Genomic DNA, 25,565 nt, shown 5'->3' on the forward strand with positions numbered 1-25,565 from the left:
TAAAATTCACCATTTAAAACTCGTGCCTATTGCGTAAAATTTAAAATTTTAATTTTTAAGTGAATATTAAATCAATCCCAAAAAAATATATGTAATTTTGGCTTTTCAAAAACCGAGCCATACTTTTACAAAAATACATTTAAAAGCGTTGCGTACAAACCACTTTAAAATACTTTTTGCATTAAGTTTTACAGTGTTTATTAACACATTTAGCTTTGCACAAGACCTACCTAAAAAGGAAACGAAAATTAACCGAAAGGTTAGCATCCCTCCTATTAAAGATAGTTTAGTGGTTAAATCTGACAGTCTTGCTACTACCGAACTTTCAGAAAAAAGTCAGGATTCCATTTTAACAGATTCTATTAAGCCTAAAAAAGAACTTTTAGAAAACATTGTTAATTATCATGCCGACGATTATACCAAATTTAACCAGAAAGAACATAAGTTATACCTCTATAATAACGCCAAAATAGTTTACGGCGATATGAATATTACAGCGGGCGATATTACTATTGATTATAACAACAATACGGTATATGCCAAAGGAGTAACCGATAGTATTGAAGGGTATACCCAAAAACCTGTTTTTACACAAGGTAGTAATGTTGTAGAGCCAGATTCTATTGTATTTAATACCGAATCGCAAAAAGCGCTTATTTACAATTCTAAAACGGCACAAGGTGAAGGTACTGTAATAGCAAATATCACTAAAAAAGAAAACGATTCCGTTTACTTTGTAAAAGACGCTAAATATACCACAGCAAAAGATCTTGAAGACCCAGATTACTACATAAAATTGCGAAAAGCTAAAATTGTTCCTGGGAAAAAAATTGTAACCGGTCTCGCCAATATTTTTATTTATGATGTACCTACTCCGGTGGGTTTACCTTTTGGGTTTTTCCCGCAAACGGAAACCCAAACCTCTGGGGTTATCATTCCTACTTTTGGTGAACAAAACGACCGTGGATACTTTTTACAAAATGGTGGGTATTATTTTGCCATTAGCGATTATATCGATTTAACGCTTTTAGGAGACTACTATACTAATGGTAGTTACGGATTACGATTTGAGAGTTCCTACGCAAAACGTTACCGTTTTAGAGGTAATTTTGGCTTTAGATACGAAAACCAAATTATTAGCGAACGTGGATTCCCAGACTACGCAAGAAGCACCATTTATAACTTGCGTTGGTCGCATAGTCAAGACTCTAAAGCCAATCCTAGTTCACGATTTTCGGCTTCGGTTAACTTAGGTAGTAGTCAGTATTATCAATTATCAAATAACCAAGTCAATATAAGTAACCGTTTAAATAACACCTTATCGTCTTCGGTTTCATATTCTAAAACTTTTCAAGGGCAACCACAAGTAAACTATAGTGTTACAGCAACACATTCGCAAAACACACAAACGCAAGCGATAAATATGACGCTACCAACATTTCAAGGTAGTATTGGTAGAATGTATCCTTTTGCATCAAAATCTGGTTCTAAAAAAGGAATTATTGAAAATATAAATTTACAATATAACCTTCGTGCTGAAAACAGAATTGAAACTACCGATTCTTTATTTTTCAAAAAACAAATGTTTGACGATGCTAAAGCTGGCTTTAAACACACCATTCCGCTTACTACAAACTTTAAAGTATTTAAGCATTTTAGTGTAAGTGCCAACACCAGTTATAATGAAGTTTGGACTTTTAAAACCATAAACAAACATTATGACCCAGTTGAAGATGAAGTTGTTACCGAAACCGTAAATGGCTTCGATTCTTTTAGAACTTATAATTTTAGCACAAGTATGGGAACGACCATTTATGGTATGTTTAATTTTGAAAAAGAGGGTGAAGACCGCAAAATAAAAGCCATACGACATGTTATGAGACCTTCGGTGAGTTATAACATAAATCCATCTTTCAGTAAATATTACGATACTTATGAGGTTATAGATGCCGATGGAAATACTACCGCCGATGTAGAATACACACGATTTGAAGGCGGTATTTTTGGAACCCCGAATAAAACCTTTTCTAGCGCCGTAGGGCTTTCGCTTTCAAATAATTTTGAAGCCAAAGTACGTGATAAGGATAGTACGGCTACGGAAGCTAAAAAAATTGTTTTACTTAATAATTTAAATTTCTCAACAGCATATAACGTCGCTGGCGATTCTTTAAACTGGAGCCCTATTCGTATGAGTGGCGGAACACAATTATTTAAAAACCAATTAAACATAAACTTTGGCGCGACTTTAGACCCGTATGCCTTAGACAATAACAATGTTAGAATTGATAAGTTTAATATTGATAATGGAGGTAGCTTATTTAGGTTAACTAGCGGAAATTTAACAGCTAGCTGGTCTTTATCTAATAAAGGTAATAAGGTTGACAAAAGTGGCTTAAGCAAAGAAAACCTTGAAGAAAACTTACAAGGTGGTGGTCGTGACGATGATTTATTTGGAGTTTCTGAAGATTATGTAAACGAACAAATGCGGGATTATGACGATGATGATGAAGACGATACTCCAAGCGAATTTTACCATCATAAAATCCCTTGGAGCTTAAGGCTTGCTTATGCGATAAATTATGCGAATTCTCGAAGGCAAAACGAAATATCATCAAATTCCCTTATGTTCTCGGGAGACATCCAATTAACAGATAAATGGACGGTTGGTGCATCATCGGGATACGATTTTAAAAATCTTGGTTTTACAGCAACACAATTACGTTTTGAACGCGATTTATTAAGCTGGCGAATGAACTTTAGCTGGACACCTTTTGGTCCGTACAAATCATGGAATTTCTTTATTGGAATAAAATCGAGTCTTTTAAAAGATCTTAAATACGAAAAGCGACGTCAGCGCGATATTACTTTATAATTATTTTGAAGGTTGATGCGTTAAATTAAAAACGTTTTAAAATGAAAACAATCATTACAACTCCAAATGCCCCTGCTCCTATTGGGCCTTATAATCAAGCTATTTTAACTGGAAATACGCTATATACATCAGGGCAAATTGCAATAAACCCTAAGTCTGGAGAACTGGTTTTGGATAACATTGAAGCAGAAACGACTCAGGTTATGCAAAATGTTGAGGCCATTTTAAATGCTGCAAATATGACTTTTAGTAACGTGATTAAGACTTCTATATTTATAAGTAATATGGACGACTTTCAAAAAATTAATACTGTTTACGGCAGCTTTTTTGATGACGAATCTGCTCCTGCTCGTGAAACCGTTCAAGTAGCACGATTACCAAAAGATGTTAACGTTGAAATAAGCGTGATTGCTGTGAAGTAAACTTTTTAATGCCGAATTAATAGAGAATATTTTAGAGTTCCTTTTGTCTTTATTCACCTTTAATTAATGCCTTATTAATATAATCGGGTGTTTCCTTTTTTACCATTTCCAACTTATGTTTAAAGTGTTTGGTTAGAAACTCCTTTTCCTTTGAATTTAAGCTATCTAGGGTGCCAATTGGCCCACAAAAACTAATATTTTCATCATTCTTGTGAATGAAAATTATAATAGGATAACCATTTTCTATAGATTTAAAATAGAAGCCATTATTTATTTCCATCATGTCGAGGTTTTTTTCAATCCCTTTTTTAGGAATTGACCGATCTAAAAAATAAGTGTATTTTACATTTTTTAATCTCGGACTATCAAAAGGGTTCCTATTCGGTGTTATATTATCAATTATTCCTTGAACTTCATAAAAGTCGGTTTCGTTGTAGTCTGAATATTTTTTTTCGAACTTACAAGAAAAAAATACAAATGGAAGAATTAATAGTATGGTTAATGTTTTTCTCAAAATGACAGATATCGTATTTTTACATAAACTATAGCAATAAATTAATTATCCATTTTCTGTTTCAAGAGAAGATTTTTCAATTTCTTTACATTGGTCAATGGACAAATAATTACAAAAGTCAGCGGTTTTTGATTTCTTATTTTTTTTATAGATTCAATGATTTTCGGGTTCTAAAAGCAATTATTTAATCGTTTGAATTTCTTCTTTTAATTTTGTTATATGACGGTTTAGAATTGCCCAGACAATCGTGTTATCTATACTGTCATATGCATGAACCAATCTGTTTCTAAATCCAATTATCTGTTTAGCATTCTCGATTTCAAAACTTGGCTTTTCTTTTTTGAATTTGTTTAATGCTTCACCAATGATGACTAATTGTCTTTCTACAGCACTTTGTGTTTTTAAATCATCTTGATATGAGTTGTAGTCAGAGATATCAACTGTAAATTTTTCTATTAAATCTATAGCCATTAATATATCAGATAGATATTTCTTGCTTTTGTCCATCATAGATTAATATTTTGGTCGAGTCAATATTATTTTTTAGAACAGGATTTTTTATCGAAGCGTTGGTTAGTAAATCTACTTTTCTTTGAAAAAAATGTTCAAATTTATCCCAAATACTCATAAGACTTTCTCCTCGTTCTATTGGGTCGTCATTATCTATTTCAATTAACAAATCAATGTCACTGGTATTTTCGTCGAATTCATCAGTAATAGAAGAGCCAAATGCATATAAACTCTTAACATTATGTGTTTTGCATAATATTAAAAAATCTGCAACTTTATATTTTATAGATTCTTTTAAGTTCATAATGCTAATATACTTTATTTTTTTTCAAGTTTCATTAGCTCCCATCCAGCTATCATTAACTTACAATTTTCAATTATCAGGCATTCGATATAATCTTTTATAATCCAGCTTAATCAAAACTAAAAGCAATAAACACTGTTATTTATTTACTCATTTTGAATACTTTATCAAAAGTGCTTTAAGTTTTGAAATTTCAATAGGTTTGGCTAGAAAATCATCAATTCCAGATTCTTTAGCTCTTATAATATCTTCTTCAAAAGCACTTGCTGAAACTGCTATTATTGGCGTTTTATTTGTTATGTATTTGTTTGTTTCTTTTATAAGTTTTGTTGCTTCATAACCATCCATATCTGGCATATAAATATCCATAAATATTAAGTCGAAATCTAAAATTTTATAAAGTTCAACAGCTTCTAAACCATTTTTAACAAAAGTACAATCGGCACCTTGTTTCTCTAATAATGCTTTAATAACTTTTTGATTTGTTCTGCTGTCTTCCGCAACTAATACATCTAACTTATTTCGTAATACAGGTTTGCTTTCTATTACATCTGTTTTTACATTTAAAGTCTTCTTCAGTTGTAATCCAAAATAGAACGCCGAGCCTTCATTTTCTTTACTTTCAAGCTGAAGTTCGCCTCCCATAAATTCAACAAGTTGATGCGAAATTGAAAGCCCCATACCTCCACCACGATAATCACGATATAAAACCGATTGAGATACATCGTCATGGTTATTAAAAATATAGTGTACTTCATCGGGACGCATACCTACGCCTGTGTCTTTAACATAAAAAGTTAAAAATAAATCATCATTATCTGCAATGGTTTGATCGACAATTACAGAAACTGTCCCCGAATTTGTAAACTTTATAGCGTTATTTATTAAGTTAATAAGCACTTGCTGTATTTTAGAAGAATCGGCTAAAACTAAAAATTTCCCTTTTTCTTCTGATAAAAATTTATATTCAAAACCTAAGCCTTTCTCTAAAGCTTGGTATTCAAAAACTTTAAAAAGTTTTAATAAATCGGCTTTTAAATCAACCGATTTCAAATTCAATTTTAAATTTCCGCGTTCAACCAAAGCATTATCGGCTATCATATTTACCAATTGCAAGATGTGTAGTGAAGAATACTCGGCTATTTCTACTTCAGCCATTTGATCGGTGTCTAAATCGGCTTGTTTCAACATATTTAGCATACCTAAAACGGTACTTAACGGCGTACGAATTTCGTAACTCATATTCGCTAAATAAATGGATTTTTGATCGGCAACAATTTCGGCAGTTTCTAAATTGCGCTTCAATTCATCAATACGCAATTTTAAATTTGCTCTAACCACATCATTTTTTAGCTGATTTTTAAAAAAATATTGCAAGCCAAATACCTGAAGTACAGCAAGAACAAATAAAAATCCTGCAGCACAATCTGTGTATATTTTTTTCTCTAAAAAAAGAAATCCAATACTAAGAATTGATACGATACTTAAAAAAATCAAGAATGATAATTTGTATTTTTTCTTAATGGATTTAATGAATTTTGGGACTAACCTCATGGAGCATCGCTTTTAGCAAACATATCTCTAATATACTAAATTAACAAAACTAATAATGGCTTACAAAAGACCTTTTTATGCTAAATTTCATTATTTTTAGTTTTGGCAAAGAAATTAATACAAGAGAATTTATGAGAATTGAGTATGATATTAAATTAGGTTTTAAAGATGTGATGATAAGACCAAAAAGGTCGACTCTAAAAAGTAGATCTGAAGTTAGTTTAGAACGTGATTTTAAATTTCTACACAGCCCAGTTACCTGGTCTGGAATCCCAATTATTGCAGCAAATATGGATACTGTAGGGACTTTTGAAATGGCCAGAGCCTTATCGAATAAAAATATATTCACGGCCATTCATAAACATTATTCTATAAAAGAATGGACTGCCTTTTTAACAAATCCACCAAAAAACATAGAAAACAATATTGCGGTAAGCACAGGAACTAGTGAAAACGACATCCAGAAGCTTATTGAAATCTTTAAAATTAACCCGAATTTAAATTTTATTTGTATTGATGTTGCCAATGGCTATTCTGAACATTTTACTGAATTTGTAAGAAAGACCAGAGCTCAATTTCCTGAAAAAGTAATTATTGCAGGCAATGTGGTTACTGGCGAAATGGTTGAAGAATTACTTATTTCTGGTGCCGATATTGTAAAAGTTGGCATAGGCCCTGGCTCGGTTTGTACAACGCGTGTAAAAACCGGTGTTGGTTATCCGCAACTTTCCGCTATTATTGAATGTGCCGATGCAGCTCATGGCTTAGGAGGCCAAATTATAAGTGATGGTGGTTGCTCCACGCCAGGCGATATTGCCAAGGCTTTTGGAGCTGGAGCAGATTTTGTTATGCTTGGTGGTATGTTAGCTGGCCATGATGAAAGCGGCGGCGAAATTATTGAAAAAAATGGTCAAGCTTATAGAAAATTCTACGGAATGAGTTCTGCAACCGCGATGGAAAAACATGTAGGCGGCGTTGCTGAATATAGAGCTAGTGAAGGCAAAACGGTTGAAGTACCCTATAAAGGTGCTGTTGAAAATACTCTACAAGATATTTTAGGTGGTTTACGAAGTACATGCACCTATGTTGGCGCTTCAAGGTTGAAAGAACTCACCAAACGCACTACGTTTATTCGTGTTAATGAACAAGAAAACAGGGTGTATACGAATTAAGTCTTTAAATAATTTCGCCTGTAGAACCTGTTTTATGTGGCGTTAATTTGAAAACATAATCGGGGTTTAAAAGGCCTTCTTCCTTTCGGTGTGACACATATAAAATCGCTGTTTTACTTTCGGAAGCTATTTTATTGACTAGCTCCGAAAATATTTCGGCATCAGAGTCGTCTAGACCATTTGTAGGTTCATCTAAAATAAGTAAAGGCGGATGTTTCACCATGGCTCTTGCAATTAAAACCAAACGTTGATGCCCTATGGACAAAGATAAAAAGTCTTTGTCTTTAACCTCAAACAACCCCAACATACGCAACCAATCATGAGCTATAAAACGTTGTCGCTCGGTTGGGAATTTATACAGTCCGATGGAATCATAAAAACCTGATAATAGCATTTTTTCAACCGAATCTAATCTTCGAAAACCTCGTAATACTTCAGCAGAAAAATGTCCGATATTATTTTTTATCTCCCAAACGCTTTCCCCCTGCCCTTTTTGCATACCAAACAACACAATATTTTGTCCGTATGCTTTAGGATTATCACCTGTAATTAAGGTAATAAGCGTACTTTTTCCCGAACCATTAGGCCCCATGAGTTGCCAAAATTCGCCAGGTTTAATTTCCCAACAAATTTCATTTAAAATAGCTCGATCTCCGTAATGAATTTTAACATGGTTGAATTTTACCAAAGAATCAAAACGAGCTTCAACCAGGTGTTCTGGTTTTGGTAAAGCATTAATGAAGACTTTCTTTTTTGAAGTTTTTTGTAAATCTTCAACTTTTACAAATTGCTTATTCTGTATTTGATAAATTTCAGAAATAAAAGGTAAAATATCTCGTTTTCTGGTTGAAATTTGAACTATTGAAACCATTTCACTTAAATACGAGAAAGCTTTTACAATAGCAACTTGTGAAGCGGCATCTAAACTATCAAACACATTATCCACAATAATACATTCCGGATTTTGAGCAATGATATGATTTAGCAGTGCTTTTTTTCGTTCGCCTTCCGAGGAAAACTGCAAACTATTTTTTGTGCTTGTTTCAACATCAAAATGACCATGACGCATTTCTTCTTGAATGAATTTATTAAGGGTAATTTCAGAAAAAAGCATGGCTTTTAAATCTGCTAAACTTTCAATAAGTTCACCATTAAGAATTTTATCAATAAGTTGATGCTTATCATCTTTATTAGAAATATAAAGCGCGATATGTTTCATCAAAATATTGAAATAAGATAATTACCTAAATAGGGAAATTACAAATTTTTTGTGTGAAATGGCACTAAGCCTTCTATAGGTCTACGTTCAAAATTACCAACTTTAAAGCCCATTTCTTCTGCTACAGCATGAATTTCGTCTTGAGCAAAAAATGCGATAGATCCAGCAAAATGAACAGGAACGGTTTTAAGTTCTTCCTTATACTGCATGATCATATTTTTAGCAAAAAGTCTGATACCATCTTTAATTAAATTTACAATGTATTCAGAATCTTTATTTAAAAACATAAACTCGGCAAAATTTGCTAAATAAGCATTCGCATTAGGTTGTTTGTAAATATTGTATTTGATGTAATCGGACTCTAAATTATATTTTGAACCAAAGGCTAGCTTCACGGTTTCTGGCATGTGATCAAAATAATAATCTCTTATTAATTGTTTACCGTAATAGTTTCCAGAAGCATCGTCCATTAATATATAACCTAAAGAATTTATACGTTGATGAAGTTTTTCACCATCGTAGTAACTGCAGTTAGACCCTGTTCCCATTATACAAACAACAGCAGCTTCAGTAGGATTGCTAATTGTGGCGTAAACAGCAGCTAAAGTATCTTCGTTTACTTCTACTTCTGCATTTACAAATATTTTTTGAAGCACACTTTTTAATAAAAGTCTTGGTTTTTCGGTACCGCAGCCTGCTCCATAGAAAAAAATATGGGTAACACTATCTCTATTCTTTTTTAAGTCTTTATTTTTTTTAATTATTTTTTCGAGTTTCTTCTCGGGAAGTATAGCCGGGTTAAGACCTTTAGTTCGAATTTTTTCTAATAATTGGTTTCCATTATTATCAACTGCAATCCAATCGGATTTTGTAGAACCACTATCAACAATTAAAATCATAAGTTTAGTTTAGAGATAAAAAAACTCCACAGATCACTGTGTTTTAAACACAAAACTCTGTGGAGTTGTATTAGTTTAATATAAATTATTTTACAGATGCGATGTGTTGTGCTAAATCAACTAATTTAGTTGAGTAACCAAACTCATTATCGTACCAAGATACTAATTTAAAGAAATTATCATTTAAAGCAATACTTGCTTCAGCATCAAAAACACTAGTTTGAGTTTCTGAAACGAAATCTTGAGATACTACAGCCTCTTCAGTGTAACCTAAAACTCCGTTTAATTCGTTTTCTGAAGCTTTCTTTAAAACCGCTTTAACTTCATCCCAAGATGCAGATTTTTCAGTTCTAACAGTTAAATCTACAACAGATACATCTTGAGTTGGTACTCTAAATGCCATACCTGTTAATTTACCGTTTAATTCAGGAATTACTTTTCCTACTGCTTTTGCAGCTCCAGTTGAAGAAGGAATGATATTAGCTAATGCAGATCTACCACCTCTCCAGTCTTTTCTTGAAGGACCATCAACAGTCATTTGAGTTGCTGTTGTAGCGTGAACAGTTGTCATTAAACCTTCGATAATTCCGAAGTTATCGTTAATAACTTTAGCTAAAGGTGCTAAACAGTTAGTCGTACAAGATGCGTTAGATACGATAGTATCGGCAGCAGTAATTTTATCGTGATTTACACCCATTACAAACATTGGTGCATCAGCAGATGGTGCAGAAATAGCTACTTTTTTAGCACCAGCTTTAATGTGTGCTTGAGCTTTATCTAAAGTTGTGAAGATACCAGTACAATCTAAAACAACTTCTGCGCCTACAGCATCCCATTTTAAATCTTCTGGGTTACGTTCTGCTGTAATTCTAATTTCATTTCCGTTTACTACTAAGTTACCATTGTTAATATCAACAGTACCGTTAAATCTTCCGTGTACAGAATCATACTTTAGTAAATAAGCTAAATGCTCAACATCTAATAGGTCATTAATACCTACTATTTGAATATCTGGTCTTGAAGCTGCTACTCTAAAAGCAATTCTACCTATTCTACCAAATCCGTTAATTCCAATTTTTAATTTTGACATAATCGTGTTTATAAATGTTAAGTGCTCATGATATCTGAGACACGCAATAATTCTAAATTTATTTTTGTTTTACCTTTTATGGCACTATCTAATGGTGTTAATTCCATTTTTCCATTCTTCAAGCCTACCATGTAATTGCTTTCACCATCTAACATAGCTTCTACAGCTTTAACGCCCATTCTACTTGCTAGAACGCGATCGAAACAAGAAGGTGCACCACCTCGTTGCATATGACCAAGAACCGATACTCTTACATCGTAGCCTTCCATGTTTTCATCAACGTAATCTTTAAGCTCAAAAATATTTTTACCTATTTTATCACCTTCAGCAACTATAACAATACTAGACGTTTTTCCTGATTTTCTACTTTTATTTAAAGATTCAACCAGACGATCTAAACCTAAATCTTCTTCAGGAATTAAAATCTCTTCAGCACCACCAGCAATACCACAATTTAATGCAATATGACCAACATCGCGCCCCATAACCTCTACAAAGAAAAGTCGGTTGTGCGAACTCGCTGTATCTCTAATTTTATCAATCGCATCAACTACAGTATTTAAAGCTGTATCGAAACCTATAGTATGTGAGGTTCCAAAAATATCATTATCGATAGTTCCTGGAATTCCCATTACTGGAAAATTAAATTCTTGATTAAAAATAAGTGCTCCTGTAAAAGAACCATCTCCACCAATAACTACTAATCCGTCAACATTGGCATCTTTTAAATTCTTAAAAGCTTTTTTACGACCTTCAACCGTTCTAAATTCTTTAGATCGAGCTGATTTTAATACGGTTCCTCCTTTATTGATAATTCCTTTAACGCTTCTAGCATTAAATTCTTTAAAATCTCCTTCTATAAGACCTTCGTAGCCTCGGTAAACTCCAAGACATTCTACATTATGGTAGGCACAAGTTCTAACCACCGAACGCACTGCTGCATTCATTCCTGGAGAATCACCTCCAGAGGTTAAAACCGCTATTTTTTTTATTGTTTCGGGCATTAGTTTTGTTATTTAGTGTTGTAAAATTAGTAAACTAAAACCATATTTCTATAACATAAATCATATTTTACAACGACAACTAAAACTACAACGTTTTAGTTGATAAAAAAATTCTAATAATCTAAAAATGACCATAAAAAGTAAGCTATTTATCGGTTTTTTCTTTGACTGAAATGTAATTTGGTAGCGCTTTTTCTTCTTTTGAATCTAGATTTTCATCAGTTTGAAGGGGTTCTGATTTTGAGCTTTTAAGAATTTTATAAATCAGTTCTTTGAAGGTGTCAAAATCGACACTATATGCAATTCCTATACCTTGCGTGTAGCCTATTTTTTCTCCGAAATTTCGAATACTATTTTCTCTATTAAATACATTGGCTGTTAAATTGCCTTCATCATTTAATAAAAAGGCTATTTCAACATCGCCAGCAACCACAGATTGCGTAGCACCGCTTCCGCCTACTGGCACCCCTACTTTACCATTAATAACCACGCGGTCGGTAATTTGAGTTTGTAAGGTTACCCCAACCCGATCTTCCGATTGGTAATCTGGCGTTGTTTGCCCAGCTTCATAATTTAAGCCTATATTTAATTTACTATCGCCTCCTGTAAAAATACCATTAATGATACCGTTAAGTCGCTCTGCAATGGTTCCTGAAAAACTAAGATCATTTAATCCGCTAGAAAATGATGACGTGGATAATAAATATAACGCCTGATTTTGTTTATCTTCTTTAGATTGTAATCGGTAATTTAACTCTGATTTTACGGTTGAATTCACATTTGGAAATTCGAAACTAAATTCTGGTTCTGGCTGTTCCAAATCTCCAACCAAAGCAATATGTAACTCGACAGGAATACTTCTACTAATTGGTGTATCTAATAAAGGAGAAGGATTAGCTCGTGTTTTATATATGGCCGACATATCTATTTGAGCTTTTAATGGGTCGCCTTCCCAAGCAATGGTTCCACCGGGTTGTACGATAAATTCCTTTTGAACCAAACCACCATAAGCAAAATTATAAACCCCTTCGAATACGGAAAAATCACCCCACATATTAAATTTTCCGTTGGTGTTAATTTCAACTAATAATCCGCCACGACCACGTCCTTTTAATGAATGTCCTGTACTTTTATCGATGATAAGCTGGACTTCAGCATCTTCAGTAACATCTAAATCAAAATCTAGTTCAAGTCCTGTTATTTCCTTAAATACTAATTCTATACCTTGTTCTTTAGCTAATTTTTCTTCTTTAGTAATAAAGTGCATATATGAATTATCGCCAAATGATTCCGAATCACTTAGCGGGATATTAAACACCGTTCCTTTTTTTGTTTCACCCGTAACTTTTATAACGAGTTGCTCGGTTGGCCCATAAATGCTAGCACGACCACCTATAAAACCTGTTCCGAAATACAAGGCATCTTCAGATTCTTTGGTATCTAAAACCACTAATCGTGGCGTATTAATATCTAAACCCAAATTCCATTTGGAAAAATTAACATGTTTAATAAAACCGTTTAATTGGCCTCCTGAACCATATTTACTATCTGTTATATCAATTTTATTAAAATTAAATGTTTGATTTTTTAAAGTAAGTGAAGACCCTTCAGCAAAATCGTAATCTACATTTAAATACGGTACTCCTAAGCCTGCGTTATTTAAGATTAATTCACCATTAAAATCTGGACGCTTTAAATTACCAACAATATTAACTTTACCAGTAGCATTTCCTCGAATATCAGATAAAACGGTATACAACAGCGCATTTAAAGGATTTAAATCGAAATCTTCAAAATCTAGATCGACATCTATATTCGTTTGTTTTCCTATAATATTTATACCGCCTTGGGCGTGAAAAGATTTCTCTAAATCGTTTTTTATTGTAGCATCGACATTATAATGGGTTAGCGATTCGTTTCCTGTAATTTCAGCATCAAAAGACCCTAAATTAAATTCATTAATTTTTAAATCGTTAATTACAATAGCAGAACTTGGTATGTAACTCCCATTTTGCTGTAAAATTTCCAACTTACCATTAACACGACCTTCAAATTTTAAACTATCTAATTCGGGAAGCACCTTATCTAAGTTGATGTTTGCAAAATTGAGTTTAATATCTTTTTGCGTAGAATCTTTAACAAAACCAGACAAATTAATGACTTCATTACCGTGGTTTACAACAAACTTCTCGATATCAAAATGTGCTAATTTTTTATCGAAAATGATTTTATGGAATTTGTCATTTCTTTCATTAATATTCCATTTGTGATTCTTAATTGTAAAATCGGATTTTTTAAAGCCCACAACCGATTCGTTGATGTCGTTTATAGTATGATAAAAATTCAAATTATATGTATCATCATTACGCTTACCACCAACAATTTCGGTACGCATAAAAAGTGTATCATTAACCGTAACATTTAATAAACTGAATTTAGACAAACTGTAATACTTTGTATTTAAGCTATCGGCTTCCAAATAGGTATCAAATAGAGGGTTGCCGTTATCGGCTTGTATTTCAACATTATTTATAAAGTAATCTTTGTATTCAATTTTTGGCGACCTGAAAGTGAGTTTAAATTTGCTCTCGTCGCTCTCTACATGACCGCGAATAAAAGTGTTTGTAGCAAGTTTAACTTCGGGGTAAAGCACTTCAACTATTTTATTATAAATTCTGAAATTAAAATCTATATGCTGATCTAGCGCGACTTCATCTCGTAAATAATTAGAGTAAACGTAACCAATGGAGTTTTTAAATATTTTCTTTAAATCTTTTAAGAAAAATCGGCCATTAAAATCGCCTTGAATAATGTCTGGGGAATTAAAAGAAACATAACGTTCTTCATTTTCAAATCTAGAAGTTACTTCAAATTTATCAAAAGAATAACTATCATTTTCATTAGTATAAACCGTGTTTCTAAAGGTTATTTTACCGTAAGCATCATCAAAACTTCCAGCATTCATATTCATATTTACTCTACTTTTTAGAATAGAAATGCTATCTCTTTTTATAAAATTTAAAGTGTTTAAATCGGCATAATCAACAACCGCTTCGAAATCGTATTTTTTAACCTTTTCAGAAAAATCTACCAACCCTAAAAAATTAAGTTTTAAATTTTGATCGTTAACAATTAGGCTTCCGTCGAAAATATTATTCATCACATTACCTGCGACTTTAATGCCACTGTAATTGTAATTATTAAATTCTACCTGAAACACATCGCCTTTAACTTGAGTATCGATTTTTTCGGGGGTAAATCCTTTTCCGTTAACATCAAAATTTAATGAGCCAATACCAACTTTCGGGTTGTTTAAAAAGGAGCCAAAATCGAAGTTTTCAAAAATGATATTTCCTTTATAGGCACCATTATCGATATCGTTAATTTTATCGATTTCAAGGTTTGAATCAACAATACCTATATCGGTATTTACCCTTATATCGGCGACTACTTTTTTTGAAGTAATAACTGTATTTCCGCGAATATTAAATTTCCCAACCCTATCAAAAGTCGAAGGGATTGCACGCCCTAAAATATTAGGAAGCAAATGATTTAGTTCGCTATAGGTTGAAGACAAATTGGAAAAATACCCGTTCATATAAAAATTATCGGGCTCTTTATTAAACAGGTTTTTAAATAAAATGTTTCCGTTAACTTTTGTTCTAGAGCTAGTAGATAAGTTCAAATTTGTCATTTGCAAATCGTTCAAAGTACCCGATAATTCCACATCAAATTTTGCATGAAGATTATGCCCGAACTCATTATATAAAACATTCAACTCGTCTAACAAAATATCAGAATTTGTAAATTTTGCTGAAATTAAAACCTTATCTGTAAAAAACTGTAAATCTTCACGCTTGTAATCAAATCGCAAAGTGCCTTTTAAAATAGAATTTGCTGTTTTAATTTGAAGGTTATCAAAGGTCATATCGGTTAAGGTGTATGCGAAATTGGTCATCATATTCTTAACCACCAAGCCTCTACTATCTTCAAAAGACAGGGTATTTATTCGCGTACTTACATCACTGCCATCAATTAAAAGATTTGTAGCATTTATATTTAAATCCTTTAGAAACAGTAATCTTGGGTTGTCTCTATTTTCATCAGTAAAACTAAAAATGGAGTTGTATATTGAAATATCGCTAGACGATAATAAAAAGTTACTTTTTACTTTTTCGGGGTTATCACTTTCAAATTTATGAACAAAAACATCTAAATTAGTTTCGGTTTCATCTTTATAAGTCTTCACATTAAAGGCTAGTCCTTCAACATCGATATCGCCGAATACTAAATTGCCTTGTATTAAATTTCTAAAACTTAAAACCGATGTGTTTAATTCTTCAACACTAATTAAAGTGTCCTTTTTATAATCTTCTATGTAAATTTTCTTCAACTCAATATCGCCGTTAAGCTGCATACTAAGTTTATTAATGAAAATATGCGTTTTATATTGTTTGTTTAATTTTTCGGTAGCGTAATTCCCAAGGCGTGTTTGTACAAATGGAATAGAGAGAATCAGCACCAAAATGATGAACAACAGCAGAATAATACCCGCTATTTTTGATAGTATTTTTAGAAATTTCTTGATAGCTGTTAAAATTATAACATTATTAAGGATAAACGGCATTTACGCAGCTAATATCTCATAATAAATTTAAAATTATTGATAATGATATAAACCTTTTTACGCTTTTATTAAAAAAATAAATGAGTAGTTTTGTACCTACGAATAAATCCTTTTTAAGGATGTCTATTTGTTGTCAAAATTAACAATTATTGTGCCTAATATAAATTAATGTCTTCAGAAAATATATATATACTAGGAATTGAGTCTTCATGCGACGATACTGCAGCATCTGTACTCGTAAACGGGAAAATTTTAAGCAATGTGGTAGCCAACCAAAAAATACACGAAGAATTTGGTGGCGTCGTTCCAGAATTAGCTTCTAGAGCGCATCAACAAAACATTGTTCCTGTAATACATCAAGCCCTTAAAAAAGCCAATATTACTAAAGAACAACTTCATGCTATTGCATTTACAAAAGGACCTGGATTAATGGGAAGCTTATTGGTTGGAACTTCTTTTGCTAAGTCTTTAGCTTACGGATTAAATATACCTTTAATTGATGTTAACCACATGCAGGGGCATATTTTAGCCCATTTTATAGATGAAGAAGGTTATAATAAACCACCTTTTCCGTTTTTAGCGATGACTATTTCTGGCGGACACACCCAAATTGTGAAGGTTGATAGCTATTTTGACATGACTGTTATTGGCGAAACTATTGATGATGCCGTTGGTGAAGCTTTTGATAAAAGTGGAAAAATTTTAGGCCTAGGTTATCCTGCTGGTCCAGAAATTGACAAACGTGCCAAATTAGGAAACCCCAAAGCTTTTCAATTCACGAAGCCCAAAGTCGATGGCTTAAACTTTAGTTTTTCTGGTTTTAAAACAGCCATTCTGTATTTTATTCAACGTGAAGTAAAAGCAAATCCTAATTTTATTGAAGAAAACCTAAACGATATTTGTGCCTCCATTCAATACACTATAATTGGTATTTTAATAGATAAACTAAAATTAGCTTCTAAAGAAACTGGTATTAAGCATATTGCTATTGGCGGTGGAGTTTCTGCAAATTCTGGAATCCGACAAGCTTTAAAAGATGGCGAACAAAAATTTGGTTGGACAACTTATGTGCCTAAATTTGAATTCACTACCGATAATGCAGCTATGATTGCTATTGTTGGCTATCTTAAATATTTAGAAGGCAATTTTGCCAAGCAAGATGTTGTGGCCTCGGCACGATTAAAAATATAATTATTGAAATAAAATACATGCAGCTTTTCTACTACCCAGAAATAAATGAAACCACAACACAGTTTACTTTAGATAAAACTGAAAGTAAACACATTGTAAAAGTGCTACGAAAAACTGCTGGCGATATTTTACATATTACCAATGGCAATGGTTGGTTGTTTACTGCAGAAATTACCATACCAAATCTAAACAAATGTACAGTCAAAATTATTTCTAAAACCCTACAAGCTAAACGCGATTACAATTTACATCTTGCGGTGGCTCCCACAAAAATGAACGATCGTTACGAATGGTTTTTAGAAAAAGCTACCGAAATAGGCATAGAAAGCATTACCCCTATTATTTGCGATCATAGCGAGCGAAAAACGATAAAACCAGAGCGTTTTGATCGTATTTTACAATCGGCCATGAAACAATCTTTAAGTTGCTATTTGCCAAAGCTAAATGATGCCGTTAATTTGAAAGACTTTTTAAAACAAGATTTTCAAGGCGATTTATTTATTGCGCATTGCGAGGAAACCGATAAAAAATCTTTAAAACAAGCCCTGAAACAAAAAACAGATGTTACCATTTTAATAGGTCCCGAAGGCGATTTTTCGGCTAAAGAAATAGAACAGGCCCTTGAAAGTAATTTTATTCCTGTAACTTTGGGAGAAACCAGATTACGCACAGAAACTGCTGCCATTGTAGCTTGCCATTCTGTAGCCTTTACCAACGAATAATTTAATATGAGGTTTATTTTAATTTTCGCTTTTTCACTTTTAACATGTAGCGCATTTTCTCAAGATTTAGCGATTTTAAAATATAAAGGCGGCGGCGATTGGTACAGTAACCCTACAGCCTTACCTAATTTAATAACCTTTTGTAATAGCCATATTAACACGAAAATAAACCCAAAACCCGAAACGGTTGAAGCTGGAAGTCTTGATATTTTTCAATATCCTTTTTTGCACATGACGGGGCACGGCAACGTGTTTTTTAATGACGAGGATGCCGAAAACCTTGGAAATTACTTACTTTCAGGAGGTTTTTTACATATTGATGATAATTATGGTATGAAACCTTATTTGGAGAAAGCCTTAAAAAAAGTGTTTCCAGATAAAGATTTAATTGAATTACCTACCAATCATCCTATTTTTAACAGCCCTTATAAATTCCCAAACGGCTTACCAAAAATTCATGAACATGATGGTAATCGCCCGCAAGCTTTTGGAATTTTTAATGACGACCGATTAATTTTGTTATTCACTTTTGAAAGTGATTTAGGCGATGGCTGGGAAGACCCCGAAGTACATAACGACCCTAAAGCTATTCGAGAAAAGGCGCTACAAATGGGTGCTAATATTGTGAAATATGCTTTTGAGAATTAGACGGTAGACAGTAGACGGTAGACGGTAGACGGTAGACGGTAGACGGTAGACGGTAGACGGTAGACGGTAGACGGTAGACGGTAGACGGTAGACGGTAGACAAAAATAAAATTTCGTAATCTAATACTCTAGAAAACTGAATATATTTCAAAATAATTAACTGCAAACTGAGACTGAAAACTGAGACTGAAAACTGAGACTGAAAACTGAAAACTGAGAACTGAGAACTGAAAACCCAATACTAAAACAAACCATGCAACTTAACCATTACAATACCAACTTCGAAAAACGTAAATTCCCGATTGTATTAGTTTGTGATAATGTGACAAATGCACCAAATATTGGGAGTTTATTTAGAATTTCTGATGCTTTTGGTATTGAAAAATTAATTTTGTGTGGACAACATATTACGTTGGGTAGAAAAATGGCAAAAACCTCTAGAGCTACCGAAAAAGTGGTCCCTTATGAAATTTGCGAATCGGCTTCAAAGGTTGTAGAAGACTTAAAAAACAAAGATTATCAAATCATTTCTATTGAAATTACTAAAGAAAGCTGTCCCATTCATAACTTTCATTTTTTAAAAGAAAAGCCATTAGCCCTTATTATTGGTGATGAAAATTTTGGTGTTTCTGAAGCACTTTTAACGCAATCAGATTTTGTGATTCATATCGATATGTATGGCCAAAATAGTAGTATGAACGTGGTTCAAGCTACAAACATTATCCTTTATGAAGCTACTAAACAACTGCTTTAAACGCAACTAATTAAAATATTCAACTTAATTAATTAACCGCCTTTTTGTATGTTATTTTAATTGATTAGTTTTACTTATCTAATCTTCATTTTATGCATCATTTAAAATCGAAAACTATTGCCAATGGTATATTAAAAGCCGTTGTTACCATTGTTAGTGTAACGCTACTTTTATATCTACTTTATCAAATACGCTCTGTAATTGCGTATGTTACTATTGCAGCAGTTACCTCTTTAATTTGCCGGCCAATGGTTAACTTTTTTGAGAAAAAGCTAAAGTTAAACGACAATATAGCTTCGGTAATCACACTTTTTATCCTTTTAGGATTCATGGTTGGGCTTGCCGGTTTGTTTATACCACTGGTTGTTGAGCAAGGCCAAAACTTATCGTTGCTTGATGTTAATAAAATTGAAGGCAATGTTGAACAGATTTACAATCATTTCATTTTAAATTTCAATCTGCATCAGGAGGAAGTTTCAGAGACTTTTAAAGGTGCCAAATTTCTTGAAAAGCTAGATTTTTCATTTATACCACAAGTTTTAAACTCTTTAATTAGTGGTTTAGGAAGTTTTAGTATAGCAGTTTTTTCAATACTTTTTATTTGCTTTTTCTTCTTAAAAGACCGAAAACTACTAGAAAACACCCTTTTAATTTTTGTGCCAGAACGTAGCGAAAAACACTTTAAAAACTCATCTGAAAAAATTAAAAGCTTACTATCCCGCTACTTTGTTGGCCTAATTTTTCAAATTTCTATTCTATTTATTATTTACACTATAGGTTTACTTATAATTGGAGTTGAAAACGCCATTGTTATTGCCTTTTTATGCGCTTTACTAAACTTGATCCCTTATATAGGTCCGCTTATTAGCGTTTTATTAATGATTATTTTAACTTTGACTAGTAATATCGGACAATCATTCACTATGGTTGTTTTACCAAAAACGACATGGGTTTTTATCGTCTTTATAATCGGACAACTTATAGACAATTTTGTGAGCCAACCTGTTATTTTCTCTAAAAGCGTGAAATCACATCCGCTTGAAATATTTTTAGTTATTTTAATTACAGGCGTATTATTTGGCGTTATCGGATTAATAATTGCCATTCCAGCATACACCTCTATAAAAGTAATTTTAAAAGAATATCTCTCTGAAAACAAAATAGTAAAACGAATTACCCAAAACCTATAGAGCCCTTTGAATTACAGCATTTTAAATACTGAAGTTCAGAGTTTTATTAAGGCTAATTTAAAAGCAAATATCCCTTCGCTTTTACTTAAAGGGGCCTCGTTTCCAGATGTAGATATTAAGGAAATTATCGAGCAGATTGAAGCTAAAAACCGTTGTGAAAATAAATTACCAACTTGGTTTCAATCTGAAAACATTTGTTTTCCTAATAAATTAAACATCGAACAAACCTCTTCTGAAATTACAGCCAAATATAAATCGGAGCTCCTAACAGGAGATTCAATAATCGATTTAACGGGCGGTTTTGGAGTAGATTGTTTTTACTTTTCAAAACGCTTTAAAAATGTAACACATTGCGAAATTAACGAATCGCTTTCTGAAACTGTGTCGCATAATTACAAGCAATTAAATATTGAAAATGTTAAGTGCTTAAAAGGCGATGGTTTGGCCAATTTACAAACCACCAACAATTTTTACGATTGGATTTATATCGATCCCTCGCGACGTCATGACAGTAAAGGCAAGGTGTTTTTTTTAAACGACTGCCTGCCTAATGTGCCACAAAATTTAGAGTTACTCTTTAAACACACCCGTAACATTTTAATTAAAACTTCGCCGCTATTAGATTTAAGCATTGGTATTAATGAGTTAAAATATGTGAAAACCATTCATATAGTTGCTGTAAATAACGAAGTGAGAGAATTACTATGGGTTTTAGATGAAACATTTGATGGTGAAATAAACATTGAAACTGTTAATCTGAAGAGCAAGAACAACGACTATTTTAGTCTGAGTTTAAATGCTGAAAAAGCTGCCGAATCGGAATACAGCCAACCACTCATCTATTTATACGAACCCAATGCTTCGGTTTTAAAAGCAGGGGCTTTTGATAGTATTTCAAAACAATTGAAGGTTTTTAAACTTCATAAACATTCTCATTTATACACAAATTCTACTTTAATCGATTTCCCTGGAAGATGCTTTAAAATTGAAAAAGTGCTTTCATACAACAAAAAGGAATTAAAAACTTTAGGCATAACAAAAGCCAATATTAGCACACGAAACTTCCCTGAAACCGTACAGCAAATCCGTAAAAAACTTAAAATAAAGGATGGTGGCGATAACTATTTGTTTTTTACGACCAATTTAAATAACGACAAAATAGTTATAGTAGGTTCTAAAATTTAAACCTCATTTAATGATGCAATTCCAATTTATAAACTTGATTTAAGACCTCGATAGTTTGATTGAAAATTCGAGTCCCGTAAAGTTTATTTTGACATTTAACATCTATTTGAAACTGAATAAAATTAGCATCAGATTTAACACATTGAATACATAAACTTCCCGAAGGAAAAAAAACAACAAAATTCTTCGAGAAGTCCTGTAAATACAATTCAAATTCGCCACTCACCCAATTTATAAATTTATGATACAAAGCCAAATTTGGCATTGTTTCAATTTTTGAAGCTTCAAAAGCAAAACGTTTCACTTGAGGTTTCTTTTCAAAATTCATGGTTAATGCATTCATTTTAAAAAATCTATTTGTTGCTTAATAATATTATCTATTGGACTTTTAACAAAGCTACCCGCCTGAATGCCTCTTGTTTTAAGCGCTTGTTTTATATAATCTTGAGCAAAAAAAGCGATAGAACCCACAAAGTGAATGGGCACATGTTTTAAGGTTTCTCTGTATTTTAAAACGTGATTTTCTATAAAAACGCCCATACCTTTTAATAGCATGTCCTTAAAGAATGGATGATTTTTATGCGCTAATAAAAAGGGCGCAAACGATGCCAAATATTTATTAGGTGTATTCGATTTATACAAGTGTTTTATTACCTCTTTTTCCTTTAAATTAAAAGATTCAGCAAATAAAACTTGTAATTCTTTAGGCATGGTATCGTAATAATACGCTTTAAGGAGTTCCTTTCCGAAGTAATTTCCGCTACCTTCATCCATAAGCAAATATCCCATAGATGGGGTTTTTAAATGGATGTTTTTTCCATCAAAATAACAACAATTGGAGCCTGTACCTAAAATACAAACTACCGCTGGATCTTGCGTAGTAGCCATAACGGCAGCCATAGTATCTTCATTAGAATAGGCTATCGCATTTTGAAAAAAGGATTCTAAAATAGCATTCACTTTTTTCTGATTACGCTTTGTACCACAGCCAGCGCCAAAAAATTTAATATCGGTAACCGTATCTTTAATACGATTTAATTCATCACTTTTAGATAAAACTTTCTCGAACTGCTTTTTAGTTAAAATCGCTGGGTTTAAGCCCTTTGTTTTTATCTGAATTGGCTCTGTATTTAAGGCATCGCAAAGAATCCAATCGCATTTTGTAGAGCCACTATCTGCTATTAAAACCATAATTATTTTTTTAAATAGTTTGACTCACAATAATGAGATAAATCATTTAAAGCATCAATAAGAGCTACCTCAACATCAACCACAGGTGCTTTTAATAATTCTATGGTGTTTTTAAGGGTTTGAAGGTTTTTAGCAGTAATATTTTTTGTTTGTATGGCTTCTAACAGCAATTTAGAAACCTCAGCCACATTTTTAGATAAAGGCTCTAATGCATTTATTTTCGGATTTTTTTCAAGCTGAGAGAATGCCTGATAATTTTGAGACCAAGGTTTTAAATACTCTAAAACGGTGTTGCTGTATTTTTTAGAATCCTTTACAAAATTTGAAACCGCTTTATTAAAACCATAAGCATCGGCAGCATCGGCAATACATGCATCGGCAAATAAATTAAATGATGAATAAGTTTTATACTCTATACCATCTTCATTTCTAGCATATATTTTTAAAGGCTCACAAATTTTGGTTAGCGTAAGTAATGATGAAATATCCTGATTATTCGTCATACTTCTTAAAATCACCGCTTGATTTTTAATATGTGTAATGCCTAATTCTTCTAGGTTAACCGACACGGTTTCTAGACGTTTTTTCATATTATCTAAGTCGTTAACCGATTTAGGCGACCAAAAACGTTCGGCAATAGCAGCTGTTCGTGGCCAAATTCTAGAGTCTATGGTTACCGAGGTGGTTAACTCGCTCCACATAGTAGCTTCGCCCCCTAAAACATTGGCACGTTCCTGTTTAGTTAATTTTACATCGCCAATCGGGTCTACGCCATAATGGTAGGCAATAGACTGCATCCTATCAATATAATAACCGTTGGATAGGACTGTTTGATAACCTTGTTTTGCAGCCTCAATTAATGCTCCCCCTTTGGTTAAACCTTCGTTCTCACCACGCCACGCATGAATTACTGCCGTAGTCGGCATATCGGGTGTCATAATTTCATCCCAGCCCATAAGGCGTTTGCCTAATTTATTTAGAATTTTTTCAAGCTTTACATTAAAATATGTCTGTAAATCGTGATTTGTTTTTAAGTTATGTTTTTGCTTAAACTTTTGAATCTCTTCATTTTCATCCCAATGTTTACCTTCATTTTCATCGCCTCCGATATGGAAATAATCATCTGGAAACAACGGTGTTATTTCTTTAAATAAATTTTCTAAAAAGGTATAAGTAATATCTTTTGTTGGATTTAAAGTAGGGTCGAAAACACCAGAAAAACGTTCGATGCTATAGGTGTAATCATCTTTACTTCCTAATTCTGGATATGCTGTTAAGAAAGCCGTAGCATGCCCAGGCACATCAATTTCAGGAATAACGCGAATGCCTAAACGCCCTGCGTATGCAACTACATCTTTAATCTGTTCGTGGGTGTAGAATAAACCATCTGAAGCTAATTCTGTTAATTTAGGATAGGTTTTCGATTCAAACCGAATGCCTTGATCGTCGGTTAAATGCCAATGAAACACATTCATTTTTACTGAAGCCATAGCGTCTAAATTGCGTTTAAGTACTTCTACCGAATGAAAATGCCTAGACACATCAATCATTAATCCTCTCCAAACAAATCTTGGAGCATCGGTAATTTTTACGCCTTGAAAGAAATATTCTGAAGCATTATGTGCTGTTAATTGTAACAATGTTGCTAAACCACGAAGGGCGCCAACATCGGTTTTAGCTTTTATGTGAATGGTTGCATTCGATACCTCTAAAGTATAGGATTCGTCGTTTTGTATGTTAAGTTTTGAGATTTCATCAAAATGAATTTGAATGCTTCCTTTTTTGTTTTTCACGGGAAAACCTTCATTTAAAAATACGCCTGTTCTATCGGTTAAGCGTCTTAAAAACTGAACTGCGCCATGATGCACCCGTTCTGAATTCTCTGGATGAATCGAGATGGTAAGGTTGCTGTCTATAACAAATTTAGACTGGTTTTCTCTAATTTCTTTTGGCCAAGGCATTAAATCATACTTATCAGCTATTGCCTTTTGCGCAAATGCAAGTGGCCCTGTTAAGTTTATGATTAATATGAATAGTATAATTTTTTTCATGGTATTGTATTTAAGGCTCAATTAATTTTTATATACTTTTCGGTTATAATTCTATTAATGCCTGCCTCTTTTATTTGTTCTAAACCCGTTTGAATTAACGTGTCCCCTTTCATTTGAATTTTAAAAGGAAACTTATGGTTTCTAATGTTTTCTACTGATGTAAAACTTAGCGTTTCTACATAATCGTTTCCTACTAAACTGTAGGTTCCTCCACCGCCATAAAAACGATCACTTTTATTAATTTCCTGATTGAAAAAAGCAAAATGCGAATCGTTAATAATTTTTATGAATGCTGTATTTTTTAAATCTTTTATTTTGATAGAATCGTTCTCAATAATTTCAGCATAAACCATTTTCCAAGTTCCTGAGATACTAATTTCTGAAGCTTTCTTTTTACAGCTGAAATAGAATAATGCTAAAATTATTAAGATTGATCCTTTCATATTC

General features: G+C 32.8%; 22 protein-coding genes. 9 read left to right on the plus strand and 13 right to left on the minus strand.

What is annotated here, in order from left to right:
- Positions 1-97: 97 nt before the first annotated feature.
- Both H6X70_RS10575 and H6X70_RS10580 read left to right on the plus strand, forming a co-directional pair.
- Positions 98-2,872: a putative LPS assembly protein LptD gene (locus H6X70_RS10575; protein ID WP_194767659.1), complete on the plus strand. Its 2,775-nt coding sequence runs from the start codon at positions 98-100 to the stop codon at positions 2,870-2,872.
- A 41-nt stretch (positions 2,873-2,913) separates the two neighbouring features.
- Complete coding sequence (locus H6X70_RS10580) at positions 2,914-3,294, plus strand: RidA family protein (protein WP_194767660.1); 381 nt, start codon at positions 2,914-2,916, stop codon at positions 3,292-3,294.
- Positions 3,295-3,343: 49 nt separating this feature from the next.
- On the opposite strand, the gene H6X70_RS16930 is transcribed toward H6X70_RS10580, so the two are convergent.
- The 4 genes from H6X70_RS16930 to H6X70_RS10600 all read right to left on the minus strand — a co-directional run bounded on the left by H6X70_RS16930 (position 3,344) and on the right by H6X70_RS10600 (position 6,119).
- Positions 3,344-3,808 (minus strand): hypothetical protein, encoded by a 465-nt coding sequence (locus H6X70_RS16930; RefSeq protein WP_228530332.1) that lies wholly within the window; start codon positions 3,806-3,808, stop codon positions 3,344-3,346.
- A 180-nt stretch (positions 3,809-3,988) separates the two neighbouring features.
- A complete protein-coding gene (locus tag H6X70_RS10590) occupies positions 3,989-4,318 on the minus strand; it encodes a DUF86 domain-containing protein (RefSeq protein WP_194767662.1) in 330 nt (109 codons plus the stop codon).
- Positions 4,287-4,622 (minus strand): nucleotidyltransferase family protein, encoded by a 336-nt coding sequence (locus H6X70_RS10595; protein ID WP_194767663.1) that lies wholly within the window; start codon positions 4,620-4,622, stop codon positions 4,287-4,289. Before H6X70_RS10595 ends, H6X70_RS10590 begins: the two co-directional genes overlap by 32 nt.
- 150 nt (positions 4,623-4,772) lie before the next feature.
- Entirely contained in the window at positions 4,773-6,119 is a 1,347-nt protein-coding gene (locus H6X70_RS10600) for a response regulator (RefSeq protein WP_228530333.1), read from the minus strand.
- Positions 6,120-6,307: 188 nt separating this feature from the next.
- On the opposite strand from H6X70_RS10600, the gene H6X70_RS10605 reads away from it, so the two are divergent.
- Positions 6,308-7,348: a GMP reductase gene (locus tag H6X70_RS10605; RefSeq protein ID WP_194767767.1), complete on the plus strand. Its 1,041-nt coding sequence runs from the start codon at positions 6,308-6,310 to the stop codon at positions 7,346-7,348.
- Between the two features lie 4 nt (positions 7,349-7,352).
- On the opposite strand, the gene H6X70_RS10610 is transcribed toward H6X70_RS10605, so the two are convergent.
- The 5 genes from H6X70_RS10610 to H6X70_RS10630 all read right to left on the minus strand — a co-directional run bounded on the left by H6X70_RS10610 (position 7,353) and on the right by H6X70_RS10630 (position 15,977).
- On the minus strand, positions 7,353-8,567 hold the full coding sequence (locus H6X70_RS10610; protein WP_228530339.1) for an ABC transporter ATP-binding protein: 1,215 nt from the start codon (positions 8,565-8,567) through the stop codon (positions 7,353-7,355).
- Positions 8,568-8,605: 38 nt separating this feature from the next.
- Positions 8,606-9,466, minus strand: a complete 861-nt coding sequence (locus H6X70_RS10615; RefSeq protein WP_194767666.1) for a BadF/BadG/BcrA/BcrD ATPase family protein — start codon at positions 9,464-9,466, stop codon at positions 8,606-8,608.
- Between the two features lie 85 nt (positions 9,467-9,551).
- A complete protein-coding gene (gene gap / locus H6X70_RS10620) occupies positions 9,552-10,556 on the minus strand; it encodes a type I glyceraldehyde-3-phosphate dehydrogenase (RefSeq protein WP_194767667.1) in 1,005 nt (334 codons plus the stop codon).
- A 17-nt stretch (positions 10,557-10,573) separates the two neighbouring features.
- Positions 10,574-11,560 (minus strand): 6-phosphofructokinase, encoded by a 987-nt coding sequence (gene pfkA, locus H6X70_RS10625; RefSeq protein ID WP_194767668.1) that lies wholly within the window; start codon positions 11,558-11,560, stop codon positions 10,574-10,576.
- Between the two features lie 145 nt (positions 11,561-11,705).
- A complete protein-coding gene (locus H6X70_RS10630; RefSeq protein ID WP_228530334.1) occupies positions 11,706-15,977 on the minus strand; it encodes a translocation/assembly module TamB domain-containing protein in 4,272 nt (1,423 codons plus the stop codon).
- A 378-nt stretch (positions 15,978-16,355) separates the two neighbouring features.
- Here H6X70_RS10630 and tsaD point away from each other — a divergent pair, with 378 nt between their 5' ends.
- The 6 genes from tsaD (at position 16,356) to H6X70_RS10660 (ending at position 21,876) form a co-directional block, all read left to right on the plus strand.
- Positions 16,356-17,378 (plus strand): tRNA (adenosine(37)-N6)-threonylcarbamoyltransferase complex transferase subunit TsaD, encoded by a 1,023-nt coding sequence (gene tsaD / locus H6X70_RS10635; protein ID WP_194767670.1) that lies wholly within the window; start codon positions 16,356-16,358, stop codon positions 17,376-17,378.
- Between the two features lie 17 nt (positions 17,379-17,395).
- Positions 17,396-18,100 (plus strand): 16S rRNA (uracil(1498)-N(3))-methyltransferase, encoded by a 705-nt coding sequence (locus H6X70_RS10640; protein WP_194767671.1) that lies wholly within the window; start codon positions 17,396-17,398, stop codon positions 18,098-18,100.
- Positions 18,101-18,106: 6 nt separating this feature from the next.
- A complete protein-coding gene (locus H6X70_RS10645) occupies positions 18,107-18,748 on the plus strand; it encodes a DUF4159 domain-containing protein (RefSeq protein ID WP_194767672.1) in 642 nt (213 codons plus the stop codon).
- A gap of 252 nt (positions 18,749-19,000) precedes the next feature.
- On the plus strand, positions 19,001-19,501 hold the full coding sequence (locus H6X70_RS10650; protein ID WP_194767673.1) for a TrmH family RNA methyltransferase: 501 nt from the start codon (positions 19,001-19,003) through the stop codon (positions 19,499-19,501).
- Between the two features lie 92 nt (positions 19,502-19,593).
- A complete protein-coding gene (locus H6X70_RS10655) occupies positions 19,594-20,691 on the plus strand; it encodes an AI-2E family transporter (RefSeq protein ID WP_194767674.1) in 1,098 nt (365 codons plus the stop codon).
- 6 nt (positions 20,692-20,697) lie between these two features.
- Positions 20,698-21,876: a THUMP-like domain-containing protein gene (locus H6X70_RS10660; protein ID WP_194767675.1), complete on the plus strand. Its 1,179-nt coding sequence runs from the start codon at positions 20,698-20,700 to the stop codon at positions 21,874-21,876.
- A 7-nt stretch (positions 21,877-21,883) separates the two neighbouring features.
- Here the strand turns inward: H6X70_RS10660 and H6X70_RS10665 are convergent, their stop codons facing one another.
- The 4 genes from H6X70_RS10665 to H6X70_RS10680 are packed head-to-tail and all read right to left on the minus strand — an operon-like array spanning position 21,884 to position 25,561.
- On the minus strand, positions 21,884-22,219 hold the full coding sequence (locus tag H6X70_RS10665; protein WP_194767676.1) for a hypothetical protein: 336 nt from the start codon (positions 22,217-22,219) through the stop codon (positions 21,884-21,886).
- On the minus strand, positions 22,216-23,067 hold the full coding sequence (locus H6X70_RS10670) for an N-acetylglucosamine kinase (protein WP_194767677.1): 852 nt from the start codon (positions 23,065-23,067) through the stop codon (positions 22,216-22,218). The genes H6X70_RS10665 and H6X70_RS10670 overlap by 4 nt, the downstream gene beginning before the upstream one ends.
- A 2-nt stretch (positions 23,068-23,069) precedes the next feature.
- Positions 23,070-25,118, minus strand: a complete 2,049-nt coding sequence (locus H6X70_RS10675; protein ID WP_194767678.1) for a beta-N-acetylhexosaminidase — start codon at positions 25,116-25,118, stop codon at positions 23,070-23,072.
- A gap of 17 nt (positions 25,119-25,135) precedes the next feature.
- Positions 25,136-25,561, minus strand: a complete 426-nt coding sequence (locus tag H6X70_RS10680; RefSeq protein ID WP_194767679.1) for a hypothetical protein — start codon at positions 25,559-25,561, stop codon at positions 25,136-25,138.
- Between the last annotated feature and the right edge of the window lie 4 nt (positions 25,562-25,565).

The sequence above is a fragment of the Tamlana sp. I1 genome (assembly GCF_015355625.1).
Taxonomy (GTDB): Bacteria; Bacteroidota; Bacteroidia; order Flavobacteriales; family Flavobacteriaceae; genus Pseudotamlana.